20 protein-coding genes are annotated in these 16,615 nt (G+C 44.4%); 9 read left to right on the top strand and 11 right to left on the bottom strand.

The features are described from left to right. Positions 1–314 precede the first annotated feature (314 nt). The 4 genes from R8O10_RS11475 (at position 315) to R8O10_RS11460 (ending at position 2,159) form a co-directional block, all read left to right on the top strand. Positions 315–524 carry a cold-shock protein gene (locus tag R8O10_RS11475; protein WP_005375625.1) on the top strand — a complete coding sequence of 70 codons (210 nt, stop codon included), beginning with the start codon at positions 315–317 and terminating at the stop codon, positions 522–524. Positions 525–613: 89 nt separating this feature from the next. Continuing rightward, on the top strand, positions 614–1,159 hold the full coding sequence (locus R8O10_RS11470; RefSeq protein ID WP_005375627.1) for a YaeQ family protein: 546 nt from the start codon (positions 614–616) through the stop codon (positions 1,157–1,159). After that, positions 1,146–1,688, top strand: coding sequence for a hypothetical protein (locus tag R8O10_RS11465; RefSeq protein ID WP_053303766.1), 543 nt, complete (start codon positions 1,146–1,148; stop codon positions 1,686–1,688). The genes R8O10_RS11470 and R8O10_RS11465 overlap by 14 nt, the downstream gene beginning before the upstream one ends. A gap of 111 nt (positions 1,689–1,799) precedes the next feature. Next, complete coding sequence (locus R8O10_RS11460) at positions 1,800–2,159, top strand: glutaredoxin family protein (RefSeq protein WP_005375631.1); 360 nt, start codon at positions 1,800–1,802, stop codon at positions 2,157–2,159. A 191-nt stretch (positions 2,160–2,350) separates the two neighbouring features. Here the strand turns inward: R8O10_RS11460 and R8O10_RS11455 are convergent, their stop codons facing one another. Then, positions 2,351–2,977 carry an OmpA family protein gene (locus R8O10_RS11455; RefSeq protein WP_025768460.1) on the bottom strand — a complete coding sequence of 209 codons (627 nt, stop codon included), beginning with the start codon at positions 2,975–2,977 and terminating at the stop codon, positions 2,351–2,353. A gap of 282 nt (positions 2,978–3,259) precedes the next feature. Here R8O10_RS11455 and R8O10_RS11450 point away from each other — a divergent pair, with 282 nt between their 5' ends. Together R8O10_RS11450 and R8O10_RS11445 are read left to right on the top strand one after the other, a co-directional pair. Then, positions 3,260–3,892 carry a thiol:disulfide interchange protein DsbA/DsbL gene (locus R8O10_RS11450; protein WP_042521488.1) on the top strand — a complete coding sequence of 211 codons (633 nt, stop codon included), beginning with the start codon at positions 3,260–3,262 and terminating at the stop codon, positions 3,890–3,892. 13 nt (positions 3,893–3,905) lie between these two features. Next, the gene (locus tag R8O10_RS11445; RefSeq protein ID WP_005375638.1) at positions 3,906–4,379 is read left to right on the top strand and encodes an FKBP-type peptidyl-prolyl cis-trans isomerase; all 474 of its coding nucleotides are present in this window, start codon (positions 3,906–3,908) and stop codon (positions 4,377–4,379) included. Positions 4,380–4,461: 82 nt separating this feature from the next. Here the strand turns inward: R8O10_RS11445 and cyoE are convergent, their stop codons facing one another. Genes cyoE through R8O10_RS11425 form a run of 4 tightly spaced genes read right to left on the bottom strand, consistent with a single transcriptional unit; the run spans position 4,462 to position 7,702 of the window. Beyond that, complete coding sequence (gene cyoE / locus R8O10_RS11440; RefSeq protein ID WP_318191416.1) at positions 4,462–5,361, bottom strand: heme o synthase; 900 nt, start codon at positions 5,359–5,361, stop codon at positions 4,462–4,464. Then, entirely contained in the window at positions 5,354–6,373 is a 1,020-nt protein-coding gene (locus tag R8O10_RS11435; protein ID WP_017635865.1) for a COX15/CtaA family protein, read from the bottom strand. Before R8O10_RS11435 ends, cyoE begins: the two co-directional genes overlap by 8 nt. A gap of 11 nt (positions 6,374–6,384) precedes the next feature. Further along, positions 6,385–6,921 carry a cytochrome oxidase biogenesis cluster protein gene (locus R8O10_RS11430; protein ID WP_318191415.1) on the bottom strand — a complete coding sequence of 179 codons (537 nt, stop codon included), beginning with the start codon at positions 6,919–6,921 and terminating at the stop codon, positions 6,385–6,387. Continuing rightward, positions 6,911–7,702: an SURF1 family protein gene (locus R8O10_RS11425; protein ID WP_165935320.1), complete on the bottom strand. Its 792-nt coding sequence runs from the start codon at positions 7,700–7,702 to the stop codon at positions 6,911–6,913. The genes R8O10_RS11430 and R8O10_RS11425 overlap by 11 nt, the downstream gene beginning before the upstream one ends. Here R8O10_RS11425 and R8O10_RS11420 point away from each other — a divergent pair. Continuing rightward, positions 7,701–7,937, top strand: a complete 237-nt coding sequence (locus tag R8O10_RS11420; protein WP_318191414.1) for a DUF2909 family protein — start codon at positions 7,701–7,703, stop codon at positions 7,935–7,937. The genes R8O10_RS11425 and R8O10_RS11420 overlap by 2 nt on opposite strands. Positions 7,938–7,961: 24 nt before the next feature. On the opposite strand, the gene R8O10_RS11415 is transcribed toward R8O10_RS11420, so the two are convergent. From R8O10_RS11415 to coxB, 4 genes are read right to left on the bottom strand one after another with little or no spacing between them, the layout of a single operon-like run. Further along, on the bottom strand, positions 7,962–8,846 hold the full coding sequence (locus tag R8O10_RS11415) for a cytochrome c oxidase subunit 3 (protein WP_005385214.1): 885 nt from the start codon (positions 8,844–8,846) through the stop codon (positions 7,962–7,964). A 51-nt stretch (positions 8,847–8,897) separates the two neighbouring features. Continuing rightward, positions 8,898–9,437 (bottom strand): cytochrome c oxidase assembly protein, encoded by a 540-nt coding sequence (locus R8O10_RS11410; RefSeq protein WP_005385211.1) that lies wholly within the window; start codon positions 9,435–9,437, stop codon positions 8,898–8,900. A 20-nt stretch (positions 9,438–9,457) separates the two neighbouring features. After that, positions 9,458–11,089, bottom strand: a complete 1,632-nt coding sequence (gene ctaD, locus R8O10_RS11405) for a cytochrome c oxidase subunit I (RefSeq protein WP_005375510.1) — start codon at positions 11,087–11,089, stop codon at positions 9,458–9,460. Further along, positions 11,086–12,249 carry a cytochrome c oxidase subunit II gene (gene coxB, locus R8O10_RS11400; RefSeq protein ID WP_005385208.1) on the bottom strand — a complete coding sequence of 388 codons (1,164 nt, stop codon included), beginning with the start codon at positions 12,247–12,249 and terminating at the stop codon, positions 11,086–11,088. The genes ctaD and coxB overlap by 4 nt, the downstream gene beginning before the upstream one ends. 330 nt (positions 12,250–12,579) lie before the next feature. Between coxB and R8O10_RS11395 the strand changes: the two genes are divergently transcribed. Then, entirely contained in the window at positions 12,580–14,274 is a 1,695-nt protein-coding gene (locus R8O10_RS11395; protein WP_318191413.1) for a phospho-sugar mutase, read from the top strand. Between the two features lie 98 nt (positions 14,275–14,372). Here R8O10_RS11395 and R8O10_RS11390 read toward each other — a convergent pair whose 3' ends face one another. Further along, positions 14,373–14,795, bottom strand: a complete 423-nt coding sequence (locus R8O10_RS11390) for a GNAT family N-acetyltransferase (protein ID WP_005375519.1) — start codon at positions 14,793–14,795, stop codon at positions 14,373–14,375. A gap of 79 nt (positions 14,796–14,874) precedes the next feature. Beyond that, complete coding sequence (locus tag R8O10_RS11385) at positions 14,875–15,507, bottom strand: LysE family translocator (protein ID WP_086047290.1); 633 nt, start codon at positions 15,505–15,507, stop codon at positions 14,875–14,877. 229 nt (positions 15,508–15,736) lie between these two features. Here R8O10_RS11385 and R8O10_RS11380 point away from each other — a divergent pair, with 229 nt between their 5' ends. Further along, the gene (locus R8O10_RS11380) at positions 15,737–16,564 is read left to right on the top strand and encodes an AraC family transcriptional regulator (protein ID WP_318191412.1); all 828 of its coding nucleotides are present in this window, start codon (positions 15,737–15,739) and stop codon (positions 16,562–16,564) included. The last annotated feature ends 51 nt before the right edge of the window (positions 16,565–16,615 follow it).

Here is a 16,615-nt window from a genome sequence, read left to right as displayed (position 1 = left end):
CAAATTTATAGATTTAGTTGAATTTTATGCTAAAAAACTTCACATCACCGTCATTTATTTGAAATTTAATCAAAAACATGCTGGTTAAATAGTGACTAAATACAAATATTTGCCCATAAAGCACTAATATATGTTGACTCTTCGTGGAATTAACCTAGACTCAAACACGGCTAGAAAGAAAGTTCTTTGTTTTCACATTTCGTTGGATTACTTGTAACCCGTCGTCCTGTGGTACGCAATAGCAATTTATTTTTCCACGCTATAAGCGCCGTTGAGGCGAAAGATTACATTATTTAGATATTTAGGAAATAGACATGTCTAACACAGCTACTGGCACAGTTAAGTGGTTCAACGAAACTAAAGGCTTCGGTTTCATTCAACAAGAAAACGGTCCTGACGTATTTGCTCACTTCTCTGCAATCACTGGTGACGGCTTCCGTACTCTAGTTGAAGGCCAGAAAGTAGAATTTGTTATCTCTCAAGGTCAAAAAGGCCCTCAAGCAGAGCAAATCAAAGTACTTTAATTCTTAAAGAATTTGATACGATAGCCAGCTTTTAAAGCTGGCTATTTTTTTGCCTAAAACTTATTTTGCCAACAAAACGATATAAATCTATGGCTCTTAAACCAACCATTTACAAATTTCGTATCGCCATTTCCGATATGAACAATGACTATTACGATTCTAAAAATCTAACTATCGCCCTTCATCCTTCTGAAAAGCCGCAACGAATGTTGGCTCGCATTCTAGCTTACTGTTTAAATGCTCAAAGCAATCTGGAGTTTACAAAAGGACTCTCTACGATTGAAGAGCCTGATTTATGGCATGTTGGCGATGATCAAAGCATTACTCACTGGATTGAAATTGGCGAACCAGAACCAGACAGAATTAAGAAAGCTTCTCGCCTCGCAAAGCATGTAAAAGTTTACACTTATAACACCAAAGCGGCTGTCTGGTGGGACAAAATGTCAGGAAAGTTCTCAATGCTTCCCGTCAACGTAGAGAGCTTTGACTATGACGCTATCGACTTGATTTGTCAGCACCTTGACCGAGGTACTAGCCTTTCTGTTATGATTACTGGCAGCTCAATTTTTGTTGATATCAATGATCAACATATCGAAGTAACGGTGAAGGAACTAAAAAACCATGACGTCTCTTAGTGAACTGAGTCAAGAGATGGGATTTGAAGAAATCCCCTTTGTTAAAGAACATAAAGCAGCAAAGCGACGTTGGTTAAAAGAACAGTCACAACTATTTACAAAAGTTTGTGAGAACAAACCCACAACAGCACCTACTCTTCACCTGCTTGGCCTTTTGACCAAATCACATATTGAAGCAAGTGCTAACTACGAGCAACATGCTCACTCTACCCAGCGTATGCAGCAAGTTCTGACTGACTCCTTGGGTAATGAGCTCGCGGATAAGTTTACTAACCAATCTGCTGAAGACCTAATCTTAGTCACCCACCTTTGGTTATACACGCAAGGCTATTTAAATATGGATTTCAGCTTGGCGCACGATCATGCCGAGCAGACTCAAAATACATTGCAGCATGAGCTTGTCATAAAACGCATGGACGTTGATGCATTCAGAACCGAACTCATGCAAAGTTTTTATCAAGGTAAAGAAGCCCGTCCGGCTTCAGCAAGTGGCTTTTGGGGTTGGTTTAAACGTCTATTTTCCGCATAAAATACATGGTTTTATCCATTTCAAACAACTGATAGACTTCACGCTCAGTGCAACAAGCATCATGATTGCATTCTTAAAGGACAGTTACCCAATGAACATCAAGGGATCATTATGAAGTTTATCCGTTGGATTTTAGGCAAGGTTATCTTATTGCTGAACGCGGTGTTCTCACCTCGTGGTATTAAGCGCACCGCAGAAGAACAGCAACGTATTGATGAAAAAGCGAAACAATACGCACTTTACCAATTTGAAGCCTGCCCTTTTTGCGTAAAGGTCCGCCGTGCAATGAAGCGTCAATCGGTGAACATTGAGCTACGTGATGCAAAAAATAATCCTACTCATCGAGCTGAACTAGAGCAAGGTGGTGGGCGAGTTAAAGTCCCTTGCCTTCGTATCGAAAAAGATGGCGAAACACAGTGGTTATACGAGTCATCTGACATCGTCGCTTACGTTGAAAAAGAATTTGCCTAAGTTCCCCCTATGAACATTGGCGGATGTAAAAGAGGCACCTAACGGTGCCTCTTTTCTATTTTTTCTAGCTAAATGTTGCCGTGCGAGCTTTCCTTATTCAGTCTTCTTGCTCAACTCCGAACTTAAACTCCACTAAGCAAATAACGGGTATGCAAGAACAACACAACGAAGATTACCACCCAACGTCTGCGTTATTCATCCACGATCAATGTTAGCTCTACGCGCCGATTGCAAGCTTTACCACTCGCTGTCGCATTGCTGCACTTCGGTACATACTCTCCGAAGCCTCTAGAAAACACTCGTTGACGTGGAATACTCGTCGCCAATAATTGTTTTTCTACTTCACGAGCTCGCTTTTCAGATAGCGTGTCGTTGAAACTTTCAGCTCCCGTACTATCCGCATGACCATCAATCACGACATCAACATCAGTTCTTCCCGCCAGATAGTGACCAATGTTTCGAATCCAGTCTTGAGATTGAGCAGATAACCGTGCAGAGCCCGTTTGAAAATGCACTTGCTCTTTCAAACGTATCATCAGGTGACCACCACTGAGCGTCTCGTGAGGAATGTTATGCCTGCTCAGGAACATTTCCAGAGAGGTCACGTTTTGCGACTTTTTTACTGACGCCCTCGCCGTTTGATATGAACGAGGGGAAGAAGCCACATTGGATGCGCTCGGGTATCCCCATTCTGGGTGTCTCAGCTCAGTGTTTGATTTAGGAGCTGTATCTAAAATGTTCCCACCTGGGACCATATCTTGATCGAGGCTACTGCACCCGGCCAGAATGCCACAAACAATTAAAAACCAATGCTTCATACCATTACCAACGTAGAAAAACTCTTGTTCATTGTGTCGACAAAACACGCCGAATCTTTAGCGCTTTTGTCCACCGATTGGTTTGTCTATGCAGCGTTCATGCCACTGGAGTCAATGCCAAATCATCTCTCAAATAAAAAGCAACACTAAAATACCCTACCCTTACAGCCCATACGTCAGGCTAAGTCTGTTACCAATGGTCTCACTTTATTGTTATTTAATGGTTTTAGTCACTATCGTTAACCGATAAACTAACGCAAATTTCTCATTTAGAGCACTACTATGTTAAAAACCATATCGAAAGGCTTTGCTGTTGTTGTTGCCGTAATGGCTTTGTCGGCATGCGATAGCGGCAAGAGTCAGCCTCAGCAAGGCAAACAATACGAAGTTTTGCCAGTATCCCTTGAAGAATATGATTTAGCTCCCCTGACTGAAGCATTCTCTTTAACTTGTGGCCACTGCCGCTCAATGGAAGAGTTTGTCCCTCAAATTGAATCATTGACCGATCAAAGCGTTGAAAAAATGCATGTAACGTTCAATGAAAGTGCACAAGTGAGCGCCATCATCTTTTATACTGCCGTAATGCAGCTTGAATCAACACCAGATAAAGCGTTTATGGCAGATCTTTTTACTGCTGTGCAAATGGGTGCCGATGCAACGGCTGAGGAACGCCAAATCGCTGTTGAGAAAGCCTTTGAGTCTCGCAACCTTATCAGCCCTTACCATTTAGATGAAGCACAGCAAAAAGCGCTGTTTGAGTACATCACTAAGGCAGAAGCGATCACCACGCGAGGCCAAATTAACTCCGTTCCAGCCTTTATCGTAAACGGAAAATATCAAGTAATTACTGGTGGTCATGACAGCGTTGAAGCCATGGCAGAAACCATCAACTTTTTGCTAAAACAACCTAAATAGACAAGGAGATTACGTGTCTAAATTTTTGTTTCCTCTTATTATTTTTATTTTGGCGGGCTTTTTCATTTACCGTACTTGGACAAACCATAAAGTAGCAGACGAAAACTTTGCCAAAGGCCAAGCATTCTTACTAGAAAATGCGAAAAAAGAAGGCGTCATCACAACAGAAAGTGGCCTTCAATACATGGTTCTTGAAAAAGGCGAAGGTGAGGTTCACCCAACGGCAACAAGTAAAGTAAAAGTACACTACCACGGCACCTTGATTGATGGCACGGTATTCGATAGCTCTGTTAATCGTGGTGAGCCTATTTCATTTGGTCTTAACCAAGTCATTAAAGGCTGGCAAGAAGGTCTACAATACATGGTAGAAGGTGAGAAAATCCGCCTTTTCGTACCAAGCACGCTTGGCTATGGTAAGAGTGGCTCTGGCCCAATTCCACCAGCAAGTGTTTTGATCTTTGATGTTGAACTGCTAGAAATTCAATAAATCTAGAAAGCTTTGTCTTAAAGCCAAAGTATCAAAACCAAAAACGCCGCGAACCACGCGGCGTTTTCTGTTTTAAGAGAGGTTAAAAACCAATATAGTGATCCGAAAGCAATGCAATGAACAACGCCAAAAGATGATAGATAGAGAATTTAAACGTCTCCATCGCGGTATTTGGCTCTGGTGCATATTTTAGCTTCCATGCATGGTACATAAAGCCAGCATTGAGTAGTAGCGAGGCAAAAAGATACACCACGCCGACCATACCAACCAAAACCGGTAGGACACAAACCAAAGTCAATAGCACCGTATACAACAGAATAGAAGTTTTGGTGTACTCAATGCCGTGTGTCACTGGCAGCATGGGAATATCTACCTTGCGGTAATCCTCGACACGATGAATAGCCAGAGCCCAAAAATGTGGTGGCGTCCAGATAAAAATGATCATTACGAGCAGCCAAGCATTCGCATGTAATTGCTCTGTTACAGCAGTCCAACCGAGAAGAGGCGGCATCGCACCGGCAATCCCTGCAATGACGATATTTTGGGGCGTAGCACGTTTGAGGTACATTGTGTATACCATCGCATAGCCGAGCAAACTCATCAAAGTCAACCATGCCGTCAGCGGGTTGACCATCGCATAGAGAAGTACAAACCCTAAGACACCTAAAACTGTAGCGAAGGCTATCACCGATGATGGTTTAGTCTCACCCGATGGCAATGGTCGTTTGTGTGTACGTGCCATTCTCGCATCAATTCGGCGGTCAATTAGATGATTAAACGCTGCCGCAGACCCTGCCATCAGACCAATCCCCGTTAGGCCAACTACCGCCTGCAACCAGGGGAAATCATCAACCGGGGCTAAGCTCATCCCTACTACTGCCGTCACCAACATTAACGCCACCACTTTAGGTTTCGTTAACTTCAAATAAACGGAACTTAGTCGCTTTCGCCCATTTAACGACAGCGCGATTTCTTTACTCATAGCGAACTCCTTTCGCGGTGTAATTCCAAGCCGTTTTACCCTGCCACAAGTAAAACTGGCTAACACAAACGAGACTCAACATAACAGCGGCACCAAGGTTGTGCGCCACCGCGACATAGATAGGAAGTTGAAATACTACGTTGCTTACACCCAGCATAATTTGGCACACCAGAGTGAATAACAACCACCCTCCGATTCTCTGTGAATGATGAGAATCTTGCCTCATAAGCCCAATACTATAAGCCAATACCACGGTGGCGGTAACAATAGCGCCTATACGATGAGTGACGTGTATAGTCATTCTTGCCGGATACTCCAAGACACCAAATTCATAATTCTCGAATCCAGTTTGCCAGAAAGAAAACGCTTCTTTCCATGAGAGATGGCTCATCCAGTCTCCCTCACAAATCGGCAGTGTGGTACACATCAGCGCAGCATAATTTGACGAAGTCCATCCTCCAAGGAGCACTTGCACCAAAACAACCAGGAAAACCAACAATGAAAAGCCTCTCAGAGAGCTAGAAGATGGAGAGAAATAGAGATTGTTTTGCGCTTTTAATTGGCAGTAAAAAATCGCCTGTAACGCCAATAAAACAAAACCACCGAGCAAGTGAAGCATCACGATGACGGGCATTAATTTAAGAGTAACTGTCCACATCCCCAAAAGTGCCTGCCCAATCACCAATACGCTTAGCAACATCGGAATGGTTGAATTTACACGCTCAGACCTTACTGATATCGCTGCCATCGCAAAAATGACTAAACCTAACGTTCCTGCAAAATAGCGATGAATCATCTCAAGCCATGCTTTCTCATGCTCTACTGCCCGCTCGGGGAAGTTCAGGTTAGCACGTATGACGTCTTCTTCTTGATGCGGCACAGAAAAGTGCCCATAACAACCAGGCCAGTCCGGGCAACCTAACCCTGCATCTGAAAGGCGAGTATATGCCCCTAGCATGATCACCACGAGAGTTAGGAGCAAACTGAATCTAACCAACTGAATTAATTTCATATGCACTTCCTCTAACCGACTCGTGACAGTTTTAAGAGCTTGCGTAAGTCCGCCAACATACCTTTATTCAATAGGACTAAGTCCTCATTTGGTTTCGGCGAATAAGACATCACCAGTTGCCCAAGAGGATCAACGATCAACATTTGCCCAGGTTTCACTTTTGCGGTAACCAATTCATTCATTTGCATCGCTAACATCGATACTTCCATGGGATCTGAATGCTCAGTCTGCCAAACGACTGGCACTACTCGCTCTTGATACTTACCTAAAGCAACATGGCTTTGCTGAAGCAGGTAAAGCTGCTGTTTACACTCTTCAGTGCATTCGTTAGGCAATACATAAGCGAGTTGCCAACCATGGTCTTTGAGAGGTGACTCTTGATCAAGTTGCTCTAACGTCGTGTATGGTTCGACTAACTCGCCTCTATTGGTCACTCCGCTTTGATACCACCCTTGTGTGAGAATGACTTTTGCAATGACAGCGGGAAGCGCGAACGTACAAACCAGCGCAATCAACATTAGTCGTCCTTTGGTTACTTTAGATGTCATGCTTCACCTCCATGTGACGCAACTTTTTTTGCCAACGAACAAAAACAATTAAAGTCAGTATTAAGAAAACACCTGCCATCGAAAACCATTGAATCGAATAGCCAAAATGTTTGGCACTATTGAGTGGTAATGGATTCCAAGGAAAGTCATAGGGCCAACGAGTTAAATTGTCTGGCTGCAAGACTGCGGGCATAAGTTCAATATTCAGTAGCTGATTCAATTGCGCGATGTTTAGGTTTTGCACGCGAATAACATCACCAACTTCCGGCATTAACTCTGAGCTCAGTGGATTAGTAGATTTTCGGTACAGGCGTCCTGTGATGAAAGTCGGATTATCGAGTTTGGTGACCGTTGGTAACATTGAGCGTTCTGCTCTTCCCTCGACAAAACCAAGCTCCAATAACGCATAGGTACTAGGCTCATCGCTCGTCAATACAATCTGAAATGCTAAATATCCCACACTGCCTTGATGCGTTTGGTTGTCTAACAGAATTACGGGAAACGCCTGAGGAACAACATTAACTTCCACTTTTTTCCCGAGGATACTTTCCTCTCGCCAGTCGTTGTCTTCAAGAACGACGCTTAGTGCTTGGTACGCACTATCCGCACGCGCGAGAATGGCTTGTTCCAATGCTTGTTTTTCTTGCCCTCTCTCAAACTGCCAAAAACCCAGTTTGACCAAAAGAGAAAACACAACCACAGTTAAACCAACTGCAACCCAAAACCGTTTCGATAGCCATAATTGTCTTGATAACAACAATGATGAAACCGGAGGTGCCATGTCCACCGTATTTCTATTCAAACTGACGCTTGTCCTTTTGCTGCTTTTCATTATCTTCAACCTCGCAAAAGCGCTTATCGAAATGGTTCGTGAAGACCCAGATAATCCTGAAAAAAGAGACAAACCCATGAGTCATTACTTAGGCCGTCGAGTCATGTTCTCCGCTTTGGTGGTCGTCCTTTTGCTTATTGCGCTCAGCTCGGGTTCGCTAGCACCAAACCCTCGCCCTTATTAGTCGAACCAAGAGTTCACACTGCGCCTAAAGTACGTAAACAAACACAAACAGACATAACCAAACCACATCCACGAAATGCCAATACCAGCTGCCGGCTTGAAAGGCAAAATGGTTCTTTGGCGAAAAGTGATCTTTAGCGATTCTGAACAGCAGCACGATCAAGAAGATAGTCCCAAGACAAACGTGTAAACCGTGGAACCCCGTCAACATGAAGAACGTGTTACCGTAAATACCGGACTGCAACGTGAGCCCTATGTCTTGATAAGCATGAACATACTCAACCGCTTGGTAATATAGGAAAAAGCCAGCAAGTACGATGGTTATCTCTAACCAAACAATCAGTGCCGTTCTTTTGTCTTGTTCAAGGCTTATATGCGCCATATGTAGCGTAATAGACGACAATAGCAGCAAGATAGTATTGGTAAGGGGTATGCCCTGCCACGGCATAGCTTGTGTTGTTTCTCCTCCCGGCGTCAGTGTGAGTGGCCACATCGCTTCGAAGGTTGGCCACAGGACTTCGTTAGTCATGAAGTTATTATCTGCCCCGCCTAACCAAGGCACAGAAATCATTCTGGCGTAGAACAAGGCACCAAAAAAGGCACCAAAAAACATCACTTCAGAAAAGATAAACCAGCTCATTCCTTGGCGAAAAGAACGAGTAATTTGCGAGCTGTATTTTCCACTCAGTGATTCAGTAATCACATTACTAAACCAACCAGCCAACATGTAAAGCAAGAACAAGAAGCCCACCGCTAGCACAATGCCACCAATGGTTCCCACTGCACCGTCACTTTGTGTCCCCTGGACGGTCATGCCTGCGCCAACAGCAACCAAAAACAGAGCAAATGCACCGATGATCGGCCAGCTACTTTGAGCGGGAACATAATATGTTCCTGGCTTGTTACTCATAATTTCTCTCCTTACTGACCAACCTTGGTCTGTATCTCTCTCCCTGAGTGGCTAAGAGCCTGTAGGAGGGGGAAGTTTATAGAGTGTGTAAGACAGCGTTAACGTGTGTATAGACTCCGGCAAGTCCGGTTCGATATAAAAAATCAACGGCATTTGAGCTTGCTGTTTACCATCCAGAGGCTGCTGGTTAAAACAAAAACACTCAATCTTATTGAAGTAAGCAGCTCCAGTCCCGGGAGAAACAGAAGGAACGGCTTGCCCCACCAACTTCTGCCCGCTTTCATTAAATGCAAGGTATTCGGTTTGTACGACTTCACCTGGGTGAACATCCATCGAAATCACTTTGGGTCTAAACTCCCAAGGCATATCTGGGCTTACATGCGCCATAAATTCTACACGAACAGTTCGGCTCATGTCCGGTTGCATACCTGTCGGTTGAATGGCGGCTACTTCACTTGTCTTTCCATTGATTCCCAGTGCGTCGCACATCACGTCATAAAGTGGGACCAGTGCATAGCCGAAGCCAAACATTAACAGGGTCGCCAAAAGCAACTTCACTGTGAGCTTCTTGTTTGATGGATTCGGTTTCATGTCACTCACCCCACTCTTTGCTAGTCAATCTTAGGCGGTGTAGTAAACGTATGATGCGGCGCAGGGCTTGGCACTGTCCACTCTAAGCCTTCCGCACGTTCCCACGGTTTTGCAGAAGCCTTTTCCCCTCCACGAATACACTTGATCACCAACCATAAGAAGATCAGTTGTGACAACCCAAATGCAAACCCACCAATTGATACTATTTGATTAACATCAGCAAACTGAATGGCGTAATCCGGTATGCGCCTTGGCATGCCTGCTAAGCCTAGGAAGTGCATTGGGAAAAACAGGACATTGACGGAAATAATTGAGCACCAGAAATGCCATAAACTCAGCTTGTGGTCGTACATATTGCCCGTCCACTTAGGTAGCCAGTAGTATGCCGCTGCCATGATCGAGAATACCGCACCAGATACCAACACATAATGGAAATGGGCAACCACGAAGTAAGTGTCATGATATTGGAAATCCGCCGGCACAATCGCCAACATCAGTCCCGAGAAGCCGCCAATAGTAAAAAGTACAATAAAGGCAATGGCAAACAACATTGGCGTTTCAAATGTCAGAGCTCCACGCCACATGGTGGCAACCCAGTTAAAGACTTTAACCCCCGTTGGTACCGCAATCAGCATAGTGCAATACATGAAGAAGAGCTCAGCAAAAACTGGCATCCCCGTGGTAAACATGTGGTGCGCCCACACAAGGAAAGATAACAATGCAATGCTGCACGTCGCGTAAACCATCGAATGATAACCAAACAGCTTCTTACCACTGAAAGCAGGCAGAATGGCGGAGATGATTCCAAACGACGGTAAAATCATGATGTACACTTCTGGGTGACCAAAGAACCAAAAGATGTGTTGGAACATTACCGGGTCACCACCACCAGCTGCGTCAAAGAAGCTAGTCCCGAAATATTTGTCAGTAAGAACCATGGTCACCGCACCCGCTAATACCGGCATAACCGCGATTAGCAAGAAAGCGGTAATTAACCAAGTCCAAACAAACATTGGTAACTTGAACCAAGTCATTCCCGGAGCTCGCATATTTACGATCGTCACGATAACGTTGATCGCGCCCATAATGGAGCTGATACCCATGATATGCACAGAGAATACAAACAGCGCAGTGCTATCCGGGCCATAAGTCGTGGACAGCGGAGCATAAAACGTCCAACCAAAATCAGGACCGCCGCCAGGTAAAAACAACGAGCTCAACAAGATGAGAAATGCAAAAGGTAAGATCCAAAAGCTCAAGTTGTTCATGCGCGGCAGCGCCATATCTGGAGCGCCGATCATCATCGGGATCATCCAGTTAGCAAGCCCCGTAAATGCTGGCATCACCGCACCAAATACCATCACTAAACCGTGTACCGTGGTCATTTGATTAAAAAACTGCGGATCGACTAGCTGTAGCCCTGGCTGGAACAGTTCGGCACGAATGATCATAGCCATCGCACCACCTGTTAGAAACATCGCAAAGCTAAACCAAAGGTAGAGGGTGCCTATGTCTTTATGGCTTGTAGAATACAACCAACGAGTGATGCCCTGGGGTGCATGATGCTCGTGACCATCATCAATCGCAATGGTACTGTTCGCACTGGCTTCTGCTGGCGCAGACTTCACTGCCTTATCTATTGGCTTACTCATATTTCCTCCTTAGCACTGCCTTGTGCTTTAAAGGCATTCACATCGGATGCTTGCACTGTATCGCCAGTATCGTTGCCCCATGCATTTCGTTGATATGTGATAACCGCGCCAATTTCTTTGTCACTTAACTGATTAGAAAAAGCCTGCATTGCGGTGCCCGGGCGACCGTTGACAATAATATCTATGTGCTCTGTAACATCTCCGGTTGCAATAGGACTGCCTTTAATCGCGGGAAATGCACCCGGAATCCCCTCACCATTTGCCTGATGACACACAGCGCAACGCGCCGTGTATATCGATTCGCCTTGCGACATCAATTCATCCATAGATAAGTCTTGAGAGAGCGCTTCTTGTGCCGCCGCTTTTTGAAGTGCGAGTTCTTCCTTCTTACTCGCTAGCCATTCATCGAACTTTTCTTCTTCCATCGCATGCACCACCACTGGCATAAATCCATGTGCACGACCACATAGCTCCGCACACTGACCGCGATATACGCCTGGCTCATCAATTCTTGTCCATGCTTCATTAATAAAACCTGGAATGGTGTCTTTCTTGACGGCAAAGTCCGGTACCCACCAAGAGTGAATGACATCATCAGAAGTCATCAAAAAACGCACTTTGCGATTCACAGGCAACACCAAAGGGTTATCTACTTCCAGTAAGTAATGTGCGCCTTTAGCTTCGATTCCATCAATTTGTTTTTGGCTGGTGGCAAGCAAACTAAAAAACTCAACATCTTCGCCAAAATAGCTGTAATGCCATTTCCATTGCGAGCCTGTGATCTTGACCGTGATATCCGATTGGCTTGTGTCTTCCATTGCTACTAGAGTTTTTGTTGCGGGAATCGCCATAGCGACAAGAATGATGATGGGTATGACCGTCCAAATAATTTCCACTTTTGTACTTTCATGGAAATGTGCGGCAACTGCTCCTTTTGACTTGCGATGACGGAAGATGGAATAGAACATCACACCAAAAACAATCAAAGCAATTACACAGCAGATATAGAAAATCAGCATATGTAATTCATACACTTGCCCACTTATCTCTGTGACCCCTTTTGTCATGTTGTAGTCATTTTCCTTTGACCAACCAAAAGAGGAAAATGTGATTAAAATCACATTCAGTGATAAGGCTAGAGTAGTCGTTAATCTTTTCAAAAGATCTCTCCTCTGCTCAGCCGCTACGCCTACGCGAGCTTCCTTGCGTCCCGATGCAAATATCGAACAACTTTACGAAAAATCACAAAAACTACGATTTCGACACGGTTTGTTATATTTATGTTAAAAGGCTAGTTATAGTTCCAAGGTTCTTCAAGAAATTAAATATGATTAAATTTTGTTCGGATAAGAAAAATTAATTCGGTTTATCGATTGCTCTCTTTGAAATGTAATTGAGAACCATTTACATTGATTTAAAAGAAAACATTGAGATACTTACCAAACGAAGTGTCCAAGAAAGTAGGCTCCCCCTACTAAGGAATGACTGATATGACAGCACTAATTACGCAATGGCTAGAACGAGACCCTGATCCTAAGACTCGTGAAGAGCTACAACACCTCGTCGATACGAACAATGAACAAGAACTTACTGATCGCTTTGGCTCACGCCTTGCCTTTGGTACTGCAGGCTTACGTGGCAAAGTGGGCGCAGGTCCAAACCGAATGAACCGCTTGGTGATTCAAGAGACCGCCACTGGTTTAGGGAACTATTTGCTTGAGCAAGTCAAAGATGCCGCGAGTCGTGGTGTCGTTATTGGCTACGACGGTCGTCCCGATTCAAAACAATTCGCGCATGATACCGCATCCGTACTGACGGCCCTTGGTATCAAGGTTTACCTAACGTATGACGTTGCAGCAACCCCAATTGTTGCGTTTGGTGTCCGTACATTGAATGCGGCGGCCGCTGTTGTTGTTACTGCCAGTCACAATCCACCAGAATACAATGGTTTTAAAGTATATTGGGAGAATGGCGCACAGATTATTCCTCCGCACGACTCTGGAATCGCAGCGAAAATTGATGACGCAACAACGAAGCCATTACCTTTAATGTCTCTCGATGATGCAAAACAGCACGGTTTGTTAGTTTGGTTGGAAGACGACTACTACCAAACTTACCGTAAGACAATGAATGAAAACGCGCTGCTTACTCCTGACAACAATACCGATATATCTATTGCTTACACCGCAATGCATGGCGTTGGCGCGAATATGGCGGAAACGCTACTTGCCGACGCAGGCTTCCAAAAAGTGGCAAGTGTTAAGGAACAGCGCGAACCTGATGGAAGCTTCCCAACCGTCAACTTCCCAAACCCTGAAGAAGCCGGTGCAATGGATATGGTGATGGCATTAGGTAAGTCCGTAGATGCCGATATCGCTTGCGCGAACGATCCAGATGCAGACCGTTTTGCCGTGGCAGTTAAACGCCCAGATGGCGAGTATCAAATGCTAACAGGTGATCAGGTGGGCTCACTGTTTGGCGATTACTTGTTGGAACAGCAACCTAACGCTTTGGTTGGCAACACCATCGTATCCTCAAGAATGCTGAGCAGCATCGCTAAGGCGCATGGCGCACAATACTATCAAACATTAACTGGCTTTAAATGGCTTACTAACGTTGCCATGGAACAAGAGACAGAAACCAACCCATTCTTGTTTGCTTATGAGGAAGCGCTCGGTTATACCGTGGGTAACAAGGTGTGGGATAAAGATGGTTTATCTGCAATCGTCGCGTTTTCACAGCTAACAGGCAAGCTTAAAGCGCAAGGCAAAACACTGTGGGATAAACTGGAAGAGCTGTACCGCGAGCACGGTTTCTACTTCAACGCACAACGCAGCATCGCTCTCGACCCGAACTCTCCACCAACCGGCGACAAACTCCGAGCAAATCCACCAACAGAGATTGCTGGTAAAAAAGTTGCAGTAACCGAAGATCTTAAAACATCGGTTCGCATGTTTGACGACGGCTCTGAAGAATCCATTGACTTACCAGCAAGTGACGTATTGATTTATCACCTAGAAGATCAATCTCGCGTGATTGTTCGTCCTTCTGGTACTGAGCCAAAACTAAAATGTTACTACGAAGTCATCAACCTCTTCCCTGCGGATATGAGCTATGAACAAGCACAGCAAGCAGCAGAAGCGAAGATGAACGAACTTATCGACGCGCACCAGCAAAGTTTGTAAGTCAAAGAGAAACATAGATATTTGATACAACAAGAGGCGCAAATTCGCGCCTCTTTTTTTATTTTCACTAGCACAAGTCAAGCTAACCCGTGCTTTCCCTAGCCTACAATTTCCTTTTGTAGAAAGTACTTGTGGATGCCCTCTGCAGGATAGCCTGAGTACTGCCCCACTTTCTCAAAACCCAATTTGAGATAGAACTCAAGAGCTTGAAAGCTGTAGGTATCCAAATAAACATGGGTAACCCCATGAGGCTTTACTTTTTGTTCTAGCATCGACATTAATTGACTACCGAGACCAGAGGTTCGACTTTCAGCGTCTACCCACAAAAACTCAACAAACACCGTATTTTTAAACATTTCGCCAGTCAAGCCACCCATGATCTTGCCATTCTCATCTTTTGCGAAACAGCCTACAGCATGCACTTCCCCTTCAGGTAAATGCAGTCGGTTATAAGATCGAATACCTTCACGAACAAAATCAAGGTCTGTTTGATCTGGATTTAAACAAAATTCAAGCTTCATATACCCTCTCCTTAGGAAACACCAATATCCTAAAACAAAAAGCCAGCAATTGCTGGCTTTCTGATGGCATATGATAACTTTACAAGGCGAAACTACTCAGTATCCACAACGCCAGAATAACAAACACTAACCCCATTAGTTTATGTTGATACGTGCGGAATTTTTCGTTCTCGAGCAGCCCTTTGCCCAATGTGCCTGCTAACCCAACAAGTAATAAATTGAATGACAAGCCAAGAACGTTCAACAATAACCCTAGCGCTAGCATCTGCTCACCAGAAGATGCCGTGATATTGCTTGAGACAAACTGCGGCAAAAACATCACAAAAAAGACCAAGGCTTTAGGGTTGAGCAAATTACTCATCAAAGCACGTTGATAATAAGTTGATGCCATTTTGTTTTGACCATCAAGCTCTGGAGCCGAAGATGCCTCAGCTCGTAAGCAGTCCCAACCCATTTTTAACAAGTAAGCGCCACCTAGTAGATGAAGGACTTTAAGGGCTATTGGGCTCATGGCAATCAGGGTAGATACGCCCATCGCAGCAAGCAAAGTAAGAATAACACCAGACGTCGCATTGCCTAAGCTAGCAAAAAGACCGACCTTCTTACCGTAACTCATACTAGAACTCGCTATCAGCAACATATCGGGCCCTGGTAATAGCAACAAAGCCATTACTGCGGTGAGATAAACAGGAAGTACAGATAAATCAATCATGATGAAACCGCTTTTCTACAACAAGGCGGCGAATGTTATACCAACAAAATGACATCATCCAGCCCAAAATAGCCAAGATAATTCAAAAAATAAAAATCATAGTTTGCCCATGTGAAAAATAGCAATCAATTCGCCTGTTTATCAAAATCGAATAGCAATTTTGTACAAAAATAAGCACGATGGATCCGTTACACTTCTAAAATGATTTTCTTGAGCAGACCGGATAAAGATGAAAGAAAAGAATAAGGAAATCGCTACCTTCAAGATAGCTCAAGAGCTCGGAGGTTTAGAGCTTCTCGATGCAAAGTATGAGAAGCAGAATTTTTCACGCCATAGCCACGAAGGTTACACTATTGGTGTCATCGAAAAAGGGGCACAACAATTTTTTAGGACGGGCGGGAATCATATCGCGCCACAGGACAGCATCATCCTTGTTAATGCAGATGAAGTACACAACGGGCATTCAGCCTCGGAAGGCGGCTGGGAATACAAAGCAATGTACCCCGTACCTCAGCAGTTTCAAACTTTAGGACAAGAGCTTGGCTCACCAAATGTAGCTCTGCCCTATTTCCCTCAACCTGTGGTTTACGATCCTGAGCTGGCTAGTCAGTTACGACTGGTATTTGAAACACTAGAAAAATCAGACAACCGTTTATTGAGAGAAACTTTGGTTTACGGCACGTTGATCAAGCTAGCCAGTAAACACAGCACTCATCGGACACCACTGAAAGAGTCAACCAGAGCTCAGCGACAAGTGCAGCTCGTCAGAGAATTTTTGGAAGACTTTCCACAAACGGACGTCTCACTAGAAGAACTCGCGAAACTGTCTGGATTAAGCCCTTTTCATCTGCTGAGAGAGTTTCAAAAGCAATTTGGCTTTCCGCCTCATGCCTATCAAATTCAGCAACGTTTACGTATGGCGAAGAAGCTACTAAAAATGGGACAAAAAATTTCAGACGTGGCACAAGAATGTGGCTTCCATGATCAGAGCCATCTGCATCGACACTTTAAAAAAGCCATTGGCGTCACTCCCGGCCAATACGTCCGTCACAGCTAAAGCAGCAATATTGTACAAGGCGTTATGCGACTACCGAGCTATCTTGGTAAT

The organism is Vibrio sp. 1727, assembly GCF_033344415.1.
GTDB classification, from domain to species: Bacteria; Pseudomonadota; Gammaproteobacteria; order Enterobacterales; family Vibrionaceae; genus Vibrio; species Vibrio alginolyticus.
The sequence above is the reverse complement of the archived record's forward strand: the minus strand, read 5'-3'. Positions and strand labels throughout refer to the sequence as shown.